The sequence below is a fragment of the Nonomuraea sp. NPDC004186 genome, assembly GCF_053603495.1.
Genome location: NZ_JBSGFQ010000036.1, coordinates 61,267 through 76,290 on the forward strand (window position 1 = coordinate 61,267; position 15,024 = coordinate 76,290).

Annotated in this window: 12 protein-coding genes; 7 read left to right on the forward strand and 5 right to left on the reverse strand. The window is 69.5% G+C overall.

Features of this window, described 5'->3' with window-relative positions:
- Window positions 1–3: 3 nt before the first annotated feature.
- A complete protein-coding gene (locus ACWEPL_RS27745) occupies window positions 4–465 on the reverse strand; it encodes an ATP-binding protein (RefSeq protein ID WP_452437864.1) in 462 nt (153 codons plus the stop codon).
- A 378-nt stretch (window positions 466–843) separates the two neighbouring features.
- On the opposite strand from ACWEPL_RS27745, the gene ACWEPL_RS27750 reads away from it, so the two are divergent.
- Complete coding sequence (locus tag ACWEPL_RS27750; RefSeq protein WP_452437865.1) at window positions 844–1,365, forward strand: hypothetical protein; 522 nt, start codon at window positions 844–846, stop codon at window positions 1,363–1,365.
- Between the two features lie 60 nt (window positions 1,366–1,425).
- Here ACWEPL_RS27750 and ACWEPL_RS27755 read toward each other — a convergent pair whose 3' ends face one another.
- Window positions 1,426–2,340 (reverse strand): CHRD domain-containing protein, encoded by a 915-nt coding sequence (locus tag ACWEPL_RS27755; RefSeq protein WP_452437866.1) that lies wholly within the window; start codon window positions 2,338–2,340, stop codon window positions 1,426–1,428.
- Window positions 2,341–2,694: 354 nt separating this feature from the next.
- Between ACWEPL_RS27755 and ACWEPL_RS27760 the strand changes: the two genes are divergently transcribed.
- The 5 genes from ACWEPL_RS27760 (at window position 2,695) to ACWEPL_RS27780 (ending at window position 9,949) form a co-directional block, all read left to right on the forward strand.
- Window positions 2,695–4,356, forward strand: coding sequence for a DUF1996 domain-containing protein (locus ACWEPL_RS27760; RefSeq protein WP_452437867.1), 1,662 nt, complete (start codon window positions 2,695–2,697; stop codon window positions 4,354–4,356).
- 77 nt (window positions 4,357–4,433) lie between these two features.
- Entirely contained in the window at window positions 4,434–5,072 is a 639-nt protein-coding gene (locus ACWEPL_RS27765) for a protein-L-isoaspartate(D-aspartate) O-methyltransferase (protein ID WP_452437868.1), read from the forward strand.
- Window positions 5,073–5,498: 426 nt separating this feature from the next.
- On the forward strand, window positions 5,499–6,452 hold the full coding sequence (locus tag ACWEPL_RS27770; protein ID WP_452437869.1) for a hypothetical protein: 954 nt from the start codon (window positions 5,499–5,501) through the stop codon (window positions 6,450–6,452).
- 128 nt (window positions 6,453–6,580) lie between these two features.
- Complete coding sequence (locus tag ACWEPL_RS27775) at window positions 6,581–9,283, forward strand: hypothetical protein (RefSeq protein ID WP_452437870.1); 2,703 nt, start codon at window positions 6,581–6,583, stop codon at window positions 9,281–9,283.
- A 183-nt stretch (window positions 9,284–9,466) separates the two neighbouring features.
- On the forward strand, window positions 9,467–9,949 hold the full coding sequence (locus ACWEPL_RS27780) for an ATP-binding protein (protein ID WP_363962243.1): 483 nt from the start codon (window positions 9,467–9,469) through the stop codon (window positions 9,947–9,949).
- 99 nt (window positions 9,950–10,048) lie between these two features.
- Here ACWEPL_RS27780 and guaA read toward each other — a convergent pair whose 3' ends face one another.
- Window positions 10,049–11,596 (reverse strand): glutamine-hydrolyzing GMP synthase, encoded by a 1,548-nt coding sequence (gene guaA / locus ACWEPL_RS27785; RefSeq protein WP_452437871.1) that lies wholly within the window; start codon window positions 11,594–11,596, stop codon window positions 10,049–10,051.
- Between the two features lie 97 nt (window positions 11,597–11,693).
- Here guaA and ACWEPL_RS27790 point away from each other — a divergent pair, with 97 nt between their 5' ends.
- Window positions 11,694–12,644: a DUF2207 domain-containing protein gene (locus ACWEPL_RS27790; protein ID WP_363962241.1), complete on the forward strand. Its 951-nt coding sequence runs from the start codon at window positions 11,694–11,696 to the stop codon at window positions 12,642–12,644.
- Here ACWEPL_RS27790 and ACWEPL_RS27795 read toward each other — a convergent pair.
- Both ACWEPL_RS27795 and ACWEPL_RS27800 read right to left on the reverse strand, forming a co-directional pair.
- Complete coding sequence (locus ACWEPL_RS27795; RefSeq protein WP_452437872.1) at window positions 12,635–13,456, reverse strand: SDR family NAD(P)-dependent oxidoreductase; 822 nt, start codon at window positions 13,454–13,456, stop codon at window positions 12,635–12,637. The two genes, ACWEPL_RS27790 and ACWEPL_RS27795, sit on opposite strands and share 10 nt — an antisense overlap.
- Window positions 13,457–13,522: 66 nt before the next feature.
- Complete coding sequence (locus tag ACWEPL_RS27800) at window positions 13,523–15,016, reverse strand: DUF885 family protein (protein WP_363962239.1); 1,494 nt, start codon at window positions 15,014–15,016, stop codon at window positions 13,523–13,525.
- Window positions 15,017–15,024 lie beyond the last annotated feature (8 nt).

Consider the following 15,024-nt stretch of genomic DNA (forward strand, 5'->3'; position numbering starts at 1 on the left):
TTCTCAGGCTGCCATCGGGGTGAAGGCCTCGAAGGAGTCGGCTTCGGCTTCGGCGAATGTCGGGAGTTCGAACCAGATGGCCTTGCCGCGGGGAGTGGGGGTGCCGCCCCAGGAGCCGGAGAGCGTGTCGACCAGGAAGAGCCCGCGTCCGCGCTCGGCGTCGAGGTCGACGGTGCGCATGGTGGGCAGCTGGGGGTTCTCGTCTTCGACTTCGCAGCGCAGCAGGCCGTTCTCGGTGGAGAGGCTGAGGCGGGCCTGTCCGTGGGCGTGGTCCAGCGCGTTGGCGACCAGTTCGCTGACGAGGAGCTCCGCGACTTCGATCTGGTCGTCGAAGCCCCAGTCGGTGAGCTTGTCGCGGGTCAGCCGGCGGGCGGTACGCACCGAGCTGAGGTCAGGCGTCAGCCACCACGAAGCCGTGCGGCGTGTTGCCGGGCTGTGGCTGGTGGTCCGCGTAACGCTGTTCATTGCCCTGCATCCCGTGTGGCAGCTGAGGTGGCTGCCGTCCGGTTCCCTCCGGTCCTCTTCTTCAGGCGAGCGTGAATTGCTCACACCACGAGAATGCCTCGGTGAGCCCCCTGGAGGAGAGGTGAAAAATCCCCATATAGGCACCTATTCCGGACTACGTAGGTACCTACGTAGCTGCACGTCAGGGGTTCCAGCGCACGGTGGGGCTCCGGGTGCCGGTGTGACAGGGCCCCATTTGCCATAGGGCGCAGGCTCTGCCGAGCGGGATGTCGCTGATATGTGACGGCGGGGCCGTGACAGCGCGCGGTCAGCCCGGGAGCAGCGGTGGTCGGCATCGTCTTCCTCATCGAGAAGCACCCCCGATGAGGAGCCCCCGCCATGATGACCTTCGCCGCCGTTCTGCAGTTGCTCGTCGCTCTCGGCTTCGTGAGCATCCCCCTCGTACGCCACCGCTACGGCCGCCAGGCAGGGGTCGCCGCGGTGCGGGAGCTGGAGCGTCAGGGCGTCCCCGCCCGCATCCTGAAAGAGAACAACATCAGCTTCGACGCCAGCGGTCACGAGACCATCGTGCCCGCCACGGTCGCGCTGGTCATGACGGCCCTGGCCGTGCTCAACCTGATGGGAAACCACTGGGGGCAGGTCCTGTCCTGGATCTTCCAGCCGCTCGTGCTCGCCGGCAACGTCCTCATCCTCTACAGCCAGCTCACCGCCGCCACGTCCGTGCGGAAGGCCTTCGAACGCAAGGGCGACCCGATGCTCCGGCGCGTCGACGTGCCGGCGCTGCTGAAGGCGGCCGAGAGCGGCTTCCCGAGCTGGGTGATGCCGGGTCTGCAGAACGTCCGGCACACGGTGGTGATGGGCGGTTCGATCCTCGTCCTGGTGGCGTTGATCAGCGCCTGAGCCGGGACACGCGAACGCGCCGCGCGGGCGGGATCCCGCGCGGCGCGTTCGTGTGCGCCGCTACCAGCCGCCGTTGTGGAGCTGGCCGCGCACCGCGCCGCCGGGGAACTCCGCGGTGTGCAGATTGACGTACCAGCCCTTGGGGTTGTGCTTGATGCCGTCGGCGACCTTGGCCGAGGCGGTGCCGGTGCCGGCGATGCCGTTGACGCCGGCCGGCAGGCCGTTGGCGGCGGCGAAGAAGTCCACGACCACCGGGCCGTTCTTGCCCTTCACGCCACGGTGGACGTGGCCGTTCGTGGGCGGGGCGAGGCGTTTCCAGGCGGTGGCGAAGTGCACCTTGGTGCCCTTCACCCAGACGAGCCACGCGGCGCGCCCGTCCTGGTCGCCGACCTTGGTGCCGGGCGCGGGCACTTCCTGGCGGCCGTCGGCCGGCGCGGTGAGCGTGTGGTGGGACGAGCCGGCGGCCAGCACCGATTCGAGCGAAACGGGACGTACCCGGTGCAGCTGGGCGCGGACGGCGCCGCCGGGGAACTCGCCCGTGTGCAGGTTGGCGTACCAGCCCTTGGGGTTGTTCGCGATCCTGGCGAGCAGGCCCGAGTCCTTGACCGTGACGGTGCCCTTGACGGCGCTGAGCGAGGCGGGCAGGGCCGCGCCGAAGAACGGGATCTTGACGTCGCCGTTCTTGCCGGACTTGCCCCGGTGGATGTGGAACGCGGTCGGCGCGGCCACCTTCTGCCACCGGATCGCATAGTCGACCTGCTGTCCGTGGATGCGGAACACGGCGATCGCGCTGCCGTTCCGGTCACCCACCTTCGCGCCGGGGGCGGGTACTTCGTTCTTGCCCAGCAGCGTCGCCGCCAGATAGACGTCGGTGCTCGACTGCGTGTCCGCCTGTGCCATGGCCGGGCTGACGGAGGCGGCGATCAGCGCGATGGCGAGCGCGAGGCCGGAGGCGGTGAGGATGCGCTTCGTCATGATTGACCCTTTCAGTTGCCTCAGGGGTGAGGCCCGTAGCGGTGTTCGACGCCCGGTTGTACGACCCGCGCCTCGCGCCGGGTTCAATCCGCAAATGTGTATAAATACGCATTCGCGCTGGTGGGAGGCGGTCTGGCGGCCCCTCCCGGACGCATGCGGGTGAACCCTCCCGGAAGAACCCCCGTACCTGTCGAAGATCGGACTTTCCTTGCCCACGACAAAACCGGAGGGAGTGGTCGCATGTGGAGTCCATCGGGGGAAAGACGATTCAGGCCGTGGTTGGGGGCGGTTTGCCTGAGCGGAAGCGTCGCGCTCGTCCTGTCAGGCTCTCCGCCGTACGCGCAGACCGGGGCGGTGGATGTCTATCTGAGCACGATCGCGACTGAGGGCATCTCCTGCCCGAACGTGGCGGACAAACTGCCCGACGTCCCGGCCGCCGCCAAAGCCGAGGTCGACCGCAACCTCGCCCAACTCGACAAACAACTCCAGGAAGCCAACGACCGACTCGCTACCTCAGCAGGAGAAGGAGGCGCCAACTTCGTCCAGAACGCCATCCTCGGCCCACTCGCCGACAAACGCGCCGCCGCCATCGACCGCATCTCCATAGCCATCGGACGCGTCGCAGAACGCCCCACCGGCCTCAACGAGCTCGCCACCTGCTCGGTCGGCGACACCGCCGCCCCGTCCCAGGAGGCCACCCCGACCGACCAAGCCACCCCGACCGACCAGGCAACCTCATCCGACCAAGCCACCCCACCGGAACAAACCACCGCACCTCCGGCGACCGGCTCCGCCACGCCTGATCCCAGCGGCAGCCAGACCGCGGCCCCGGCGGCGCAGACCATCGTCTGCCCGAACGTGGCGGACAAGCTGGCCGACGTCCCGGCCGCCGCCAAAGCCGAGGTCGACCGCAACCTCGCCCAACTCGACAAACAACTCCAGGAGGCCAACGACCGACTCGCCACCTCAGCAGGAGAAGGAGGCGCCAACTTCGTCCAGAACGCCATCCTCGGCCCACTCGCCGACAAACGCGCCGCCGCCATCGACCGCATCTCCATAGCCATCGGACGCGTCGCAGAACGCCCCACCGGCCTCGACGAACTCGCCACCTGCTCGCTCGACGACGCCCAGAACTCGGCGGACGCCGGGCCCACGGCCGACGACTACGTCGACATCCGTGACGTCCCCAAGGCGGAGCAGCCAGAGGCAGGCGAGAACGCCTCAACGGGCACGTACGCCTCCCGATGCGGTACGAACCGCGACGGTCACTCCAACACCGACAACCTCATCCTCGCCCCGGGCATGTCGGACGGGGCCCAGTTCAGGCAGGACTACGTGGGCAACATGTCCACGGACGCGTTCTCGACCAACGAGAGCCTGGCCGCCGCGGACACCACCTGCCGCACCAGCGACGACCGGTCCGCCTACTTCTGGCCGACCCTGCGCGTACGCGGATCCGACGACGAATCCGCGGCCGGGGACGACACGAACAACGTCGGCACCCCCGTACAGCCGACGTCTGTGAAGCTCGAGTACCGCGGGAACCTCACCTCGGAGGTGACGGCGGCGCCGCGGTTCCTCAGGATGATCTCCGGCGACGCCAGGGCGGCCAGCAACGGCGCTGAGAACGCCCGCCCGACGTTCACCTGCACGGGCTTCACCGACCGGCTGACCGACAAGTATCCGATCTGCCCCTCCGGCAGCGACCTGGTCCGCGTCTTCGACATGCCCAGCTGCTGGGACGGTCAGAACCTCGACAGCGCCGACCACCGCACGCACCTCGTCTTCCCTGACGAGACCGGCGCCTGCCCCAGCGGCACCGAGGCCGTGCCGCAGCTCCGGATGACGCTCACCTACGACGACGTGCCCACCTCAGGAGACGTCCCCTTCGCGGTGGACGGACCCGCGAGCGAGCAGAACGACCCGAGCACCGACCACGCCGGCGCCATCGGCGTGATGTCGCACAGGCTCATGAACGCCATCGTCCGCTGCGTCAACAGCGGCAAGAACTGCTGACACCGACAGCATCGAGCCCGGCCTGTGGGGAAGCAGGTGGGCATGGCTCGGAGCAGCGCGTCGGCGGGTGACCGCCGATGGAGTTCGAGACGCTGGTGAAGGCCGCCCAGTGGGCCGGGGTGGAAGATCCCCGGCTGCTGGCGGCCCTCGCCACCACACCGCGCGACCGGTTCGTACCGCCGCGTTACGCCGACCGCGCCCCTTTCGACGAACCGATCCCGATCGGCCACGGCCAGCCCACCTCGCAGCCGTCCCTGATCGCGCAGATGATCGACGCGCTGCGGCTGTCGGGCACGGAGACGGTCCTGGAGATCGGCACCGGGTACGGCTACCAGACCGCCCTGCTCGCCCGCCTGGCCCGCCGGGTGTACTCGATGGAACGCCACGCCGACCTGGCCCGGCACGCGCGGGCCAACCTCGCCTGGGCCGGGGTGACCGGCGCCGAGGTACTGGTGGGCGACGGCACCGCCGGACTGCCCGAGCACGCGCCCTTCGACGCCGTCGTCGTGTCCGCCACGGCCCGGACGGTGCCCGCCCCGCTCGTCGAGCAGCTCGCCGAGGGCGGACGGCTGGTCATGCCGATCCACGAGGAGCTGGACGAGACCGTCGTGCTCTTCGGCAAGCGGCACGACCGCCTGGTCCAGGAGCGCCTGCTGACACCCGCCCGGTTCGTCCCCCTGATCGGCGAACACGCGGACGACACACCCGGCTGGTGAATACGTGATGACACGAATGACTCCGACTGACCACAGGACCGGTCAGGTAAATGTGCGAGTCAGCGAAAACGCCGCGCACTTGTGGCAGCTTCGGGCGGCTTACAGCCACATATCGGCATCAAGGGGGTTCTGTCGCGGCTGTGCCGCCTCGACCGCTACGGTATGGGGCTGAGCGCCGCCGCCGAGGCGGCGACCTCGGACGATCAGCGAAGATCAGGGGAACATTTCGATGAAGTTGAAGTGACGACTGCGGCGTCGCCGCGTCCCCCTACTCTTGCCGAGATCCTGGCCCGCCCGCTTTGAGGGCTTTGTGCTGGATCGCCATTAGGGCGATCGGGATGGGGTCAATCCGCACTGCCCTCAAGCGGCCAATGATCTTGCAATTGCTCCCGTACTCCGTCAAACAGGCATGGATTCCGATTTATCATGACTTATCAGTCTTACCCGTTAGATCAGCCGCTTCCGGCTCAGCCGGCGACGCCGGACGCTCCCCCGGCCGAGGCCGTCAAGGCGCCGGCAGAGGGCGAAGAGGACAGCGGCGGCGTCCTCGACGTACTCGAGAAGATCGGCTCGGTGGTGGTCCCGGCCGGTGTCACGCTGTACGCGCTGCTGTACATGGGCTTCAAGGAGATGTACAGCGTCTTCGGCATCACGCCCGAGCAGGCCGGCATAGACCAGTCCGTGCTCTTCGGGCGGCTCCTGGGCTCCCTGCTGCCGCTGACGCTGATCGCCGCCTCCTGTATCGGCCTGCTCATCAGCCTGGGCTGGCTGCTCAACCTCATCACCCGCGGCTGGGCCGGCCGCCTGTTCCAGGCCGTCCGGAAGCGCCCGTGGATCGTCGCCGTGATCGCCGCGGTCTGGGCCGGTCTGTCCTACATGGGATTCCTCTATTACGTGTACACCGCGGTGGAAGAGCACCTGGGGGGTGGTGAGGTCGTCTTCGCGATCCTGCTGGGCTTCCTGGCCTACGTGGTGCCCTTCCGCCTGCTGCGCCGCAAGTCGATCGGCCGCGCCGGGATGAAGGTCCTGATCGGGGCCTTCACGGGGGTCGGGCTGGGATACGCGCTCATCATCCAGATGGTCTTCGGCGCCGTGCAGGTGCAGGAGACCGGGCAGGCCAACGCACTGCTCGACAGCCTCGGCTTCCAGGACCAGTGGGCCAGGCTCCAGGACAGCAGCGGCAAGACGCTCTACGACGGGCGCTGGATGATGCTGCTGGGCGAGTTCGAGGGCGGATACGCCTTCTACGACTGCGACAAGCTGATGACCTTCCGCAAGTTCTCGGAGAGCACGATCCTGATCGACATCCAGCTCGATCCCGACCGGGAAAAGGGCTTCACCTGCGGCACGCTCGCCGACAAGGACAAGAAAGCCAACTGACCCCGCATAACCCTCGTCCTGTACGGCGGGCGCCGCCGTACAGGACCTCGGCATTTCTCCAAATCCAGTTACGACGTGGTCACGACCGGTTAAAGTCCAACCCACTCGCTGGCGCAGGGATGACGACGATGGGGGCCGAGGTGGCTCAGCACCTGAACGCGGCGCTGGCGGAGCTGGTGATCCTCCGTCGGTTCCGCCGAAGGAAGGTCCGTTTCGGCCGCCGGACCGGGCCTTTGGTCCTTCAGTGCGAGCCCTCGGACTACCACGCGGCCGACCTCGAGGCGATTCGATCGTGGCCCGCGGAGTACTACGAAGAGTATTCGAGCGTCCTGCCGATCAACGAGCCGTGCACAACCCCGCCGAACGCCGACCTGTCGCAGTTCGCGGCGGAATTGCGGGCCGTCGCGCACAGGTTCTCGCGTCCCGCCTACCGGCTCCCCCTCGTCTTCCCCCGCTTCGAGGCCGCGTACGCGCTGGCGAACTGGAATCTCCGCGACCCGGAGCAGAAGCGCCTCGCCGAGCTGGGCGAACTGGACGCCGAGCTGGAGGAGAAGGTCAAGGAGGCGATCGACAAGGCCCGGCAGAAGAACCTGCGGGAGGTCCGCAAGGCGATCAAGAAGGTCGTCACCAACTCCTACCTCGGAAACCTGGCGAGCGGCATTGTCGGCCTGGTGATCGGCATATTCGGCGCCTTCCAGGTCCGTGCCCACTGGACCCTGCGCTGGTACCGGAAGAAGGCGTTCAGACGACCGCTGGGGACCACCGAGGAGCTCGTCAGGGAACTGCGCCGGCTGCTGATCGAGCCGTCCAAGAACAACATCGACGAAAAAGAGCTCCTGCTCGTCAAGGCCCTGCTGGCGGATATCAACGCGCACCACGGGCTTTTCCGCCGGCTCAACCGGGTGCGCCGTCCCGTCATTCTCCTGCCCGACGTCGACCTCGTCCCGGCACGGCGGAAGATCAGGGACACGCTCCTCGCCGCGTACGATCACGGATCCCGCGGCCTGCGCGCCTATCCCGTCGTCGTGGCGACCTCGGCGCGGGGCGAGGCGCCGGTCGCGAGAGGGGCCAATCCGCCCGTCTCTCCTGGCGAACTCGCCAAGGAGATTCCGGCGCTGTTCGCCCGGCGGAAAGAGGCCATCGAGAACATCATCGCCGGCGGCGCCGAGCCGGTGCCCAGCCGGCTGCTGCCGGTCACCCTGGGATCGGGTCCGGCGCCGAAACCGCCCCGCAGGGGGCCGGGACCGCTGACCCTCGCCACCGAGATGTTCGCTCTCGCGGGCGTCCTGGGTTTCGTCGCGTACACGGTGATCCTCCCGCCGCCGGAGCCGGCGAGCTGCGGGGAAGGGCTCGTGGTGATGGGCCGCGACTGCATCGGCGTGTCGGACGGCACAGGCGTGCTCATGCCGGATCTCGACGGCATGCCGGAGGTCTTCGCGCGCATCGAGGCGGAGAACAATCGGATCGCGGCGAAACCGTACGCCACCGTGGCGTTGATGATCCCCATGCAGTCGGACATCCCGGCAGTGCGCAAGCAGATCCTGAGCGAGGTGCAGGGCGCCTATCTGGCCCAGCTGCAGGCCAACTTCCCCGACGCCGCGAAGCCCCCGATCCGCCTCGTCCTCGCCAACCCCGGCCGCGACTACGGGTACTGGCAGAAGACCGTGGATTACCTCACCGAGAGGGAACCGCAGCTCCGTGTCGTCGCCGGGTTCAACCTCAGCCTGACCAACACCTGGAACGCGATGCACCACCTGACGAAGGACCTGGGGATCCCCGTCGTCGCAAGCCTGGTCACCTCATCTGATTTCGCCAACCCGGAGACCCAGGACCGGAGCCGGGATCCGTTCCCCGGCCTGGCCCGCGTGGTCTCGACCACCAAAGAGCAGGCCGAGGCGCTGCTCAAGTCCGACCCGAAGCTGGCGGGCGCCGAGAGCGCGCTCGTCGCGGACACCCGGCCCCTGGACAACTACGACAAGTCTCTGCGCGACGCCTTCACCGAGGCCAGAAAGGGCAAGAAGGGCACCGGGGTCCAGGACATGACGTACGAGTCACCCGGCCTCGAGGAGCCCGGCCGCACGCCGAACCGGTTCCAGGACTTCGCCTTGAACATCTGCCAGTCGAACGCCCGTTTCATCTATTTCGCCGGCCGGGCCTTCCATCTGAAGCTCTTCGTCAAGACGCTGGCGAACACCTACTGCGCCGGCAAGAAGTCCTACACCGTGATCACCGGCTCCGACGCGACGACACTCGACAGCCGCCTGGACGCCGAGGATCTCGAACTCATCCGGGGCGACCCGGGCGGCGGCAGACCGTCCGTGTCCGTCGAGTACGCCGCCCCGGCCCACCCCGCCGCCTGGAACGTCGAGGTGGCGAAGTGGTGGCGGGAGAACACCCGCAAAGGCTCCAAGCCGAAGCGGGAAGACCTCCCGCGCTATCTCGCCGAGCCGCAGGAGTCCCTGGCCCGGCTCCAGCACCTCATCGCCACCGCCAAGATCGGCCCTGTGGCGCTCGAGGACGGGCGTACGATCATCACCCACGACGTGATCCTGACCGCCCACCGGGCCCTGGCGAAAGCCGTCGCGATCAGCCCCACGGAGGTCCCTTCCCGGCAGGACGTCAAGGACGTTCTCGCCGACCTGCACGCCGCCTACCGGATCCAGGGCGCGAGCGGCTTGATCTGCCTGACCGGCGCGGGCAACCCGTACGACAAGGCCCTCCCGGTCGTCCGCCTGGACCCGGCCTCGGGAAAGCTGACGTTCAAGGGCGTCGCCTGGCCGGAGGGGAAGCCCCCGAACAACAACTGCGTCGTACCCCAGACCACCCCATAGGGCACCCTCGCATCAGAAAGCATCCCCAGTCCCTGCCGTGGGCTGCCTACGTACGTGAAATAGGTACCTATACGGGGAGTTTTCACCTCTTCTTGCGGCACCTCACTGAGGCATTCTCGATGGTGTGAGCAACCCAGGCTCACTGAACGAGAGGCAAGGAAGAGGACCCACTCGGGGTAGGACATGAACAGGCTTCTGATGAGCAGCATCCTGACCGCGGTCACCGGCCGCCGCCAGACCACGTGCCGCACGGCCTCGTGGTGGCTCTCGCCTGACCTCGGCTCGGTGTGCGATGCCCGCCGGCTGACCCGTGACAAGCTCGCCGCCTGGGGTCTCGACGACCAGGTGGAGGCCGCGGAGCTGCTCGTCAGCGAGCTGGTCGGCAACGCGCTGGAGCACGCGTACGGGCCGGTCCGTCTCAGCTTCTCCGCCGAGGAGGGCCTGCTGCGCTGCGAGGTCGAGGACGAGAACCCCGACCTGCCGCACATGCTGATCGTCGACGCGGACGCGGAGAGCGGACGCGGGCTGTTCCTCGTCGACATGCTGTCCTGCTGCTGGGGCGGCGAGCGTACGGCGCGCGGCAAGGCCATCTGGTTCGAGCTGCCGGTGTTCGCCCACGCCGAGACCGACGCCCCCATCGGCGCCCTCGCCCCGGTCGCTGCCTGAGCCCCGCACCCAGAACCACCCAGGCCCGAAAAGCCCCGGTCGCCGCCTGAGCCCCGAAAAGCCCCCTGAGCCCCGAGCTCTCCCGCCCCGGCTAGCGGACTACTCCCACTCGATGGTGCCCGGAGGCTTGCTCGTCACGTCGAGCACCACCCGGTTGACCTCCCGAACCTCGTTGGTGATCCGGGTCGAGATGCGCGAGAGCACGTCGTAAGGCACCCGCGCCCAGTCGGCCGTCATCGCGTCCTCGGACGTCACCGGTCGCAGCACCACCGGGTGCCCGTACGTGCGCCCGTCCCCCTGCACCCCCACCGACCGCACGTCGGCCAGCAGCACCACGGGGCACTGCCAGATCTGCCGGTCGAGGCCGGCCCGGGACAGCTCCTCGCGGGCGATCGCGTCGGCCTCGCGCAGCAGGTCCAGGCGCTCGCGGGTGACCTCGCCCACGATGCGGATCCCGAGGCCGGGGCCCGGGAAGGGCTGGCGCCAGACCATGGCGGACGGGAGCCCCAGCTCCTCGCCGGCCCGGCGCACCTCGTCCTTGAAGAGCGCGCGCAGCGGCTCGACCAGCTTGAACTGGAGGTCGTCGGGCAGGCCGCCGACATTGTGGTGGGACTTGATGTTGGCGGTGCCGGTGCCGCCGCCCGACTCCACCACGTCGGGGTAGAGCGTGCCCTGGACCAGGAACTCCACCGGCCCGTCGGCCATGATGGCGCGCTGCTCGTCCTCGAAGACGCGGATGAACTCGCGGCCGATGATCTTCCGCTTCTCCTCCGGGTCGGAGACGCCCTCCAGCGCCTTCAGGAAGCGGTCGGCGGCGTCCACCACGCGCAGCTTCACGCCCGTGACGGCCACGAAGTCGCGCTCCACCTGCTCGGCCTCGCCCTTGCGCAGCAGGCCGTGGTCGACGAAGACGCAGGTCAACCGGTCGCCGATGGCGCGCTGGACGATCGCGGCGGCCACCGCGGAGTCGACACCGCCGGACAGGGCGCAGATCGCGCGGCCGTCGCCGACCTGGCGGCGCACGGCGTCGATGGAGTCTTCGACGATGTTGAGCATGGTCCACGACGGGCGGCAGCCGGCGGCGTCGAGGAAGTGCTTGAGGACCACCTGGCCGTGCTCGGAGTGGAGCACCTCCGGGTGGAACTGCACGCCGTAGAGGCCGCGTTCAGGGTGCTCGAAGGCGGCGACCGGGGTCTCGCTCGTCGAGGCGGTCACCGTGAAGCCCTCGGGGGCGGCGGCGACGCTGTCACCGTGTGACATCCAGACCGTCTGGGCGTCCGGCAGCCCGGCGAAGATCACACCCTCGTCGAGCACGTCCAGCGCGGTGCCGCCGTACTCGGCCACGCCCGTGCGGGCCACCTCGCCGCCCAGCGCCTGCGCCATGGCCTGGAAGCCGTAGCAGATGCCGAACGTGGGCACACCCGTCTCGAACAGCCCGTGCGGCACCGGCGGAGCGCCTTCGGCATAGACCGAGGAAGGGCCGCCGGACAGGATGATCGCCTTGGGGTTCTTGGCCATCATCTCCTCGACCGGCATGGTCGAAGGCACGATCTCGGAATAGACGTGGCACTCGCGCACACGCCTGGCGATGAGCTGCGCGTACTGTGCGCCGAAGTCGACCACCAGCACTGTGTCGAATTCAGACACCGTGAGAACCCCCCAAAGGCGAAATGCGGTGACTACAGTCTATCGGCCTTGTGCATTACGCCTGGCCTGCCACCGGCACTCGTGCTAACACAGAACAATGGATCTTGTCTGGCCGGTGACCGCGTGGGCCCTGTGGGCCGCCACGCTGGCCGCCGCCTTCAAGGTGTCCAGCCGCGACCGCCCGCGACGGGCGCCGCGACACGAGACGCCACCGGCCGTGGTCGAGCTGTTACGCGGCATGCGGGCCCAGGAGGTGTTCCACTCGGCGCTGTTCGAGCTGGCCGGGCGCGGGTGGCTGACGATCGAGGACGATCGTCTCTCGCTGGCGCCCCTGAGGCAGGAGCCGCTCCTCCCGTACGAGCGATGGGTCCTGGAACGGGTGGCCGCCCGCCTGGCGGGCCGGCCGTACGCGCCCGTGATGGCGGTCATGCCCGAAGGGGCCGAGCTGGACGGCGGCCTGGTCCCGCTGGCCCGGCAGACCGCGATCGACCTGGGCCTGGCGCGGCGGCGCTGGCCGACCATGATCGTTCCGGTGCTCCTGGCCGCCGGGCTGTTCATCCCCTGGTACGCCACCATCTCCGCGGCCGGGCTGTCATGGCCGGGGATGATCGCGACGATGGTGTCGTTCGTGGCCGGGGTGGGGCTGCTCATGGCGGGGCGGGGGTTCCTGCTGACCCCGGCCGGGCGGGAGATCGCCGGGCCGGACGCCGAGCCGACGGATCCCGGGCAGGAGTGGATCTTCACGGGCAGCGGCTGGCACGGCGACGAGATCGAGCCGCCCGGGTCAGCCGCGTCCGGCCCCAAGCGGCAGGAGGTCTCCGGTTACGTCGTCAAGCACTGGGCCGTCGCCGACCCGGATCACGAGACGACGAGCGGCAGGTGCGCCTACTACGTGGCCGTGCACGACGGCAGCTCGGAGAAGGCCAGGTCGTTCCTGGTCACGCAGGGCCTCTACCAGGACGTGCTGCCCGGCGACCACGTCCGGCTGCTGGTCAGGCCGCACAGCGGCACGGTGGTGCGGGTGCTGGCGCACGAACGTCACTGGTAGGGCGGCAGGTTCCCGGTGAGCAGGGTCTCGGTCTGCAGGCGCAGCCGGGCGGCGTACCGGGGATCGGTCAGCACCAGGAACCGCTCCTCGCGGATGGCCGCCACGACCAGGCCGGCCACCTCGGCCGGCTCGATGCCGCGCTCGGCCGCCCGGCCGACCCATTCCCGCGCGTCCGCCTCGTCCTGGGTGGGGGTGGCGACCAGACCGGCCGGGCGTACGCGCTCGGAGTCGGCGATGCGGGTCCTGACCGCGCCGGGGCAGAGCGCGGTCACCCGAAGTTTGGCGCCCGTGGCGGCCAGGTCTTCGGCGAGGGCCTGGGACGCGGCCATGGCGGCGTACTTGGTGACCGCGTACCCGCCCGATCCCGGCGTGGTGAACAGCCCGGCCACCGACACCGTGTTGACGATGTGCCCCTCGGTGTCCTGCTCGATCATGCGCGGGACGAACTCGTGGATGCCGTGGAGCACGCCCCACAGGTTCACACCCAGCAGCCAGGCGAAGTCCTCCTCGCCGCGGGTCCACATGCGGCCGCCCTGGAAGACGCCGGCGTTGTTGCAGAGGACGTGCACGGCGCCGAGCTCGCCGAAGCAGCGGTTGGCCAGGTGCCGTACGGCCGCCGCGTCGGAGACGTCGGTGACCTGCGTGAGCACCTTGCCGTCGCCTGCCTGGTAGGCCGTCTCGGCGAGGCCGCCGGGATCGACGTCGGCGAGCATCAGCGCCATGCCCTCGGCCGCGAACCTGAGCGCCAGCGCCCGCCCGATGCCGCTGGCCGCGCCGGTCACCACGGCGACCTTGCCGGAGAGCTCCCGCACAGGATCATCCTCCCCTCGCTCGCGACCGACGCTACCTCCTCCCTTCCTGAGAAGGGAGGGGGCGATCTAGAGGATGCGGTCGATCAGGCCCAGGGGCGGCGAGCCGAGGTCGAACAGGGCCTTGTGGTAGCGCTGCAGGCTGAAGTCCGCGCCCCACTCCGCCCGCGCCCGCTCCCGCAGGTCGAGGATGAGCAGCTTGCCCCAGGTGTAACGCCCGTACGTCGGGTCGAACGTCGCCCGCCTGGCCTCCGAGAGCGCGGCCGGCCCGGCCAGGTGCGTGTCGGACTCGAAGCGCCTGGCGCCCTCCTCGACCGTCATCTGCCCGGTGTGCACGCCGATCGCGCAGGCCAGCCGGGTGACGCGGAGCAGCGCCTCCACCCAGACGCCGATCTCGAACCGCGGGTCGTCCGGCTCGAAGCCCTCCTCCACGCACAGTTCCTCGGCGTAGTGCGCCCACCCCTCGATGAACGCGAGGGACTGCAGGAGCCGGCGCACGTCCGACTTGGCCCGCCGCAGCGCGCGGGCGTGCGAGAAGTGCCCGGGCGCGACCTCGTGCACGTTGATCGCCGGCAGCGTCGCGTTGCTGAAGACCTCCAGCCACTCCTCCTGGTCCTGCTCCGGCCAGGACGGGTCCGGCGGCGTGATGTAGTACCAGGACGGGCCCTCGGGCTCGCCGGGCGAGTTCCACGCCATCATGGCCATCGCCCAGCGCCGCGACTCGGGCGCCAGCCCCACCAGGCACTCGCCGTCGTGGTAGGGCACGAGGTCCTTCTCGCGGGTGAACGCGATGGCCTTCTCGGTGCCGATCCGCGCCGCCTCGATGACCCCGTCGGGGTCGGGATGGTCCTTGACCAGCTCCCGTACGACGTCCAGCGGCGCCCGGTCCCGCTCCCCCAGCTTGGCGCAGGACTCGGCGAGCAGGCCCATCAGCCGGTCCCGCTCGGCGTCGGCGCGCTCGGCGAGCCTGCCCAGGTCGACGGGCAGCCCTTCGGCCGTGCCCATGAGCCTGGCCAGCGCCTCGCCGCCGAGCGCCGCGTCGGGGTCGCCCTCTGCCGCGGCCCGCTCGACGTGGGCCACGAGCAGGCTGTGCGCCTTGAGCGCGGCCTCGTCGGTGACCCCGGCGGACAGTCCCCTGGTCGCGGCGAGCAGGGACTGCGCGACGGGGGCCGGGACCTGGTCGAGCGAGGCGAGCGCCTGGTCCACCGCCTCGGGCCAGAGCGCGAGGTGGGCCGCCTTGGCCGCCTCGCGCTCCTCCTCGGGGGCGTAGTCGCGGTCGTAGCAGGCGAGGTCGAGGTTCGAGAGATGGATCAGCGGGTTCTTGCGATGCAGCTCCAGCTCGCCGAACTGAGTGCGCAGGCTCTCCTCGAACACCTGTAGGTGCTCGGCGTCATGCGCGTCCGCGGGCAGCGGCCCCTCGCCGAGTCGCGCCAGACCGGACCGCACGCCCGCGGGCGAGAGGTCCTGGATCCGGCCGTCGTACTCGTGCCTGCCGCCGCCCTCGCGAGCCTCGGCCACGAACAGGTCGGTGATGGCTCGCAGCCTGGCGTCAAGTTCTGTCATGCGGCCGA

What these genes read in the sequence shown, in the direction of transcription:
- ACWEPL_RS27765 (WP_452437868.1), top strand. Translation starts at nt 4,434, where the DNA reads ATGGAGTTCGAGACGCTGGTGAAGGCCGCCCAGTGGGCCGGGGTGGAA.
- ACWEPL_RS27770 (WP_452437869.1), top strand. Translation starts at nt 5,499, where the DNA reads ATGACTTATCAGTCTTACCCGTTAGATCAGCCGCTTCCGGCTCAGCCG.
- ACWEPL_RS27750 (WP_452437865.1), top strand. Translation starts at nt 844, where the DNA reads ATGATGACCTTCGCCGCCGTTCTGCAGTTGCTCGTCGCTCTCGGCTTC.
- ACWEPL_RS27775 (WP_452437870.1), top strand. Translation starts at nt 6,581, where the DNA reads ATGGGGGCCGAGGTGGCTCAGCACCTGAACGCGGCGCTGGCGGAGCTG.
- ACWEPL_RS27755 (WP_452437866.1), bottom strand. Translation starts at nt 2,340, where the DNA reads ATGACGAAGCGCATCCTCACCGCCTCCGGCCTCGCGCTCGCCATCGCG.
- ACWEPL_RS27800 (WP_363962239.1), bottom strand. Translation starts at nt 15,016, where the DNA reads ATGACAGAACTTGACGCCAGGCTGCGAGCCATCACCGACCTGTTCGTG.
- ACWEPL_RS27780 (WP_363962243.1), top strand. Translation starts at nt 9,467, where the DNA reads ATGAACAGGCTTCTGATGAGCAGCATCCTGACCGCGGTCACCGGCCGC.
- ACWEPL_RS27745 (WP_452437864.1), bottom strand. Translation starts at nt 465, where the DNA reads ATGAACAGCGTTACGCGGACCACCAGCCACAGCCCGGCAACACGCCGC.
- ACWEPL_RS27790 (WP_363962241.1), top strand. Translation starts at nt 11,694, where the DNA reads ATGGATCTTGTCTGGCCGGTGACCGCGTGGGCCCTGTGGGCCGCCACG.